Annotated in this window: 2 protein-coding genes; both read right to left on the bottom strand. The window is 42.3% G+C overall.

Going from position 1 to position 4,226, the window contains the following annotated elements; genetic code table 11:
• Positions 1–2,569: non-ribosomal peptide synthetase (locus F6K64_RS37830; protein ID WP_287267994.1), on the bottom strand; the 2,569-nt coding region annotated here is incomplete at its 3' end.
• On the bottom strand, positions 2,569–4,226 hold a 1,658-nt coding region (locus tag F6K64_RS37835; RefSeq protein WP_287267996.1), incomplete at its 5' end, for a phosphopantetheine-binding protein. The genes F6K64_RS37830 and F6K64_RS37835, both read right to left, overlap by 1 nt.

Consider the following 4,226-nt stretch of genomic DNA (forward strand, 5'->3'; position numbering starts at 1 on the left):
CTGTTGCTATTCCGTCGCCGCCTATGTGTAGTTCTCCTGGTACTCCTATTGGTACTGGTTGTAAGTTGGCATCCAGAATATATACTTGAGTGTTAGATATTGGCCGACCTATAGGTACTGATTTTTCTATGTTACTATCAGCCTGAACTGGGAAACAGCAGGTAAATGTGGTGTTTTCTGTCGGCCCGTAACCGTTTATTAATTGACATCCTGGGTGTTTCTCTACTACTTTCTGCACATGGGTGACAGATAATACGTCTCCTCCTGCTAATAGTTGCTTTAATGATTTTAAGTTTTCTAGTTCCTCTTCTACCATCAGTTGGAATAATCCTGCACTCAGCCATAGGGTTGTAACTTGGTTTTCCCTAATTGCTGCTCCTATTTCTCCTAGGGAGGGTTGATGAGGTGGCATTACTGCTAGGGTTCCTCCGTTAAGTAGACTGCCCCAAATTTCCAGTGTGGCTGCATCAAAGGATATGGGTGCTAATTGTAGGAATATGTCTTCTTCTGTGAGCTTAATATAGTTGGTATTTTTTACCAGTCGCACTACTCCTTGATGTCTGATGTTCACTCCCTTGGGTAGACCTGTCGAACCGGAGGTATACATCATATATGCCTGATGCCCTGATGTTATTGATACTGTTAGGTTTTCTGAACTACCTGTCTTTAGTATATCTGCGTCCAGACATATTACTTGAGCTGCTGTTTGAGGTAGATGATGTTGCCATTTTTCTTGAGTCAAGATGATAGATAGTTGTGCATCTTCTACCATGTAATGGAGGCGCGAAGTTGGATAATTCGGGTCTAATGGTACATAAGCTCCTCCGGCTTTGAGTATGGCTAATAAACCTACTACCATCTCTACTGAACGCTCTACACATATTCCCACTAGGGTTTCTGGAACTACTCCCAATTTTTGCAAATAATGGGCTAGTTGATTAGCTTTGCTATTTAATTGAGAATAGGTCAGCTTTTGCTCTTCAAATACTACCGCTATTGCATCTGGGTTTTTTTCGACCTGTTCCTCAAATAACTGATGGATACATTTGTCTGTGGGGTAATCTGTTGTTGTATTGTTCCATTCTACCAGTATCTGGTCTAGCTCTGGCTGTGTCATTAATGGCAACTTGCTAATAGGTCTCTCGGGAGTCTCTACTGCTGCTGATAGTAAGTTTTCATAATGTGACACCATGCGACTAATTGTTTCGGCTGAGAACAAGTATCGGTTATAAGCACAGAATCCTTTAATTTCTTCTCCTACTGGCCACAGATGTAACTCTAAGTCCATCCGCACTGTCATCTCAGCTCCTGCCCCTTCATACCAACCTACTTCTAAGTTAGGTAAGCTAAAGGATGGTTTTAAGATTTCCGACTGCTGCACCGCAAACATCACCTGAAATAACGGGTTTTGCGATAGTGCCCGTTCTGGCTGCAACTGTTCTACCAATTTCTCAAAGGGTATGTCTTGGTGACCATAAGCTTCTAGAGCTGTTTGTTTAACTCGGTTTAATACTTCTGTGAAACTAGGGTCCCCTCCCAGGTCTGTGTACATGACTAGGGAGTTCACAAAGAAACCTATCAACCCTTCTATTTCTGAGCGGTTGCGGTTAGCTATGGGTGTTCCTACTGCTATACTTTCTTGACCACTGTAACGAGACAGCAATACTTTGAATACTGCTAACAGGGTCATAAATAGGGTAGTTCCCTGCTTTTGGGTGAGTTGTTTAACTTTTGATGTTAGTGCTGCTGGTATGTTTATGGGTATACCTGCTCCATTAAAAGTTTCAACTGCGGGTCGGGGATGGTCTGTGGGTAGTTGTAGTTGAGGTAAGTTTTGGAGCTTTTGCTTCCAGTAGTTGAGTTGGGTAGAGAGGGTTTCACCTTGTAAGTAGTTCTTTTGCCAAACTGCAAAGTCGGCATATTGTATTGGTAGTGGGGGTAATGGGGATGGTTTCTCGAACAGTGTGGCAGTGTAAATAGCCGAGAGTTCTTTGGGTAATACTGTCAGTGACCAGCCATCACTAGCTATGTGATGTAATGTGATTTGCAGTATGTGTTCTGTTGTTCCTAGTTGATACAACTGAGCCCGTATGGGAGGGTCTACTTCTAGATTAAATGAAAGTTCATTTTCTTGTTGGAGTAGTTGTTGGAGTTTGGTGGTAGCTTCTGATGGTGTTAACCCAGTGAGGTCAATTATGGGTAGTTCTAATTCAAAGGGGGGTTGAATTATTTGTACTGGTGTGCCGTTGATTTCACTGAAAGTGGTTCTCAGGGTTTCATGGCGAGCGATGATTTGGTTAAGACTTTCTTGTAGGGCTACATAGTCTAGTTTACCTACTAGATGTAGGGTTAATGGCATATTGTAGGCGTTGCTACTCAAGGCCATTTTTTCTAGGAACCATAGCCTTTGTTGTGCATAGGATAACGGGATTACCTGTTCCCTTGGAATAATTGGAATAACTTGACTTTCCTTGGCAGTTGGGAGCAACTGCTCCTGCCGGAGCTTTTCCAATACCTGTTCTCGTTGTTTTGGCGAAAGATTAGCCAAACGTTTTTTTATATCACTCATTATTTATTAACCTCAGCTAAAATTTGTTCTAGTATATTACTGTCTACTTGCTCCAACTGTTGCTCAACTAAAACTTCCGCTAGTTTGGCTATAGTAGAGCTTTCAAATAAAGTAGTTAGGGATAACTCCATCCCCAAAGCCTGTCGCAGCCTAGACACAACTTGAGTTGCCATCAAAGAATGCCCTCCCAAATCAAAGAAGTTATCGTGTATACCTATCTGTTCTATACCCAACACTTCTTTCCAAATCTCTGCTAATAACTTTTGTGTTTCCGTCTCAGGAGCTACATACTCCGTTGACAGACTATTAGCAAAATCTGGTGCTGGCAATGCCTTACGGTCTACCTTACCATTCGGTGTCAGTGGTAATTGGGACAACACCATTAACCCCGATGGCACCATATACTCTGGCAACCTCGACTCCAAATACTCTCTCAATTCCGGTATGAGTTGTTTAGCTGTCACAGAAGCCAAAGGATTATTCCCATAACTAGGCCAGTTACCACCGATAACTGATTTTTGAGTTAGGGGTGTTAACACCATCCCCTCCCTGGCTAACTCACTGCGCACAAACGTCGCATCCATACATTCTGCACCACCCTGTGCTGCCCAACACAACTCTAGAGAATATCCTAAATCCGAACTTAGCTTATATAGTTTTTCCGGGTCGATGCCGTTAAATTGCTTCTCCTGTAATTTTTGCCTCAACTGCTGCACATTCTTAACTTCCTCTGTTGCTGAGACTAACTCAACCCCAAGGACATCATTCTCCACTCGGCCATTTACCAGACCACTAAAGCAGATGGCTGGGGGTTGTTTTTGCTTCAGATATGCTTCGATTTCTTCATAATTTATACCCGCACCATTCTCTACTGGGGGTTCTATTACCGTTGCTGGTTGTGCCTCTATGTGCAACAGCACGCTATACCTATATTTATTCAGTTCATTATTTTCCCTTCCCCTCTGTAAACGTATCTGTACATGAGTTATTTCTGGATGTTTTTCTTTGAGAGCTATAAACAACTCTGGTGACACCAAAAACTCTGTTTCCTGTTGTATTTTTCGGTCTATCTGTTGCTTGAGTTTTTCTACTGATAGTGAGGGAGTTGCTTGATACAGTTGCACCGAACTGTGAAATGCTTTCATTAATGGCAAGCTGCGGATATCTCCTAGGAAAATCATCCCTCCTGGTTTGACTACCCGGATACTTTTTTCTATTACTTGCAACAAATACTCCACACTCGGGAAATACTGGACTATGGAACTCAGTAATACAACATCGAAACTGTTATCTGCTATATTAGCCATGTCTTCGGCTCGTTTCTGTGCTAAGGAGACATGACCATATTTGTCTGGTTGCTGTTCTATTTGTTGTTTGATGTATTCTAATGAGACCTTGGAGATATCTGTTCCTAAATATTTTTGTGTCTGGGGTGCGATTTGAAATAGCAGCATTCCTGTACCACAGCCTATTTCCCACACACTCTCTGGTTTTTGGGCTAATACTTGAGAAACAATATCCCCTGCCCAAATGCGCATTTGCTCTACTGGTATGGGTTGGTTGTCATAGTTGCTAATCCATCCTCTAGTGTTGAATAGAGGGTCAGTTACTTCACTGAGTTGGTCGTAGATTTGTTGGTTGAATATGTCTTGCCAAC

The organism is Moorena sp. SIO3A2 (genome assembly GCF_010672265.1).
Lineage (GTDB): Bacteria > Cyanobacteriota > Cyanobacteriia > Cyanobacteriales > Coleofasciculaceae > Moorena > Moorena producens.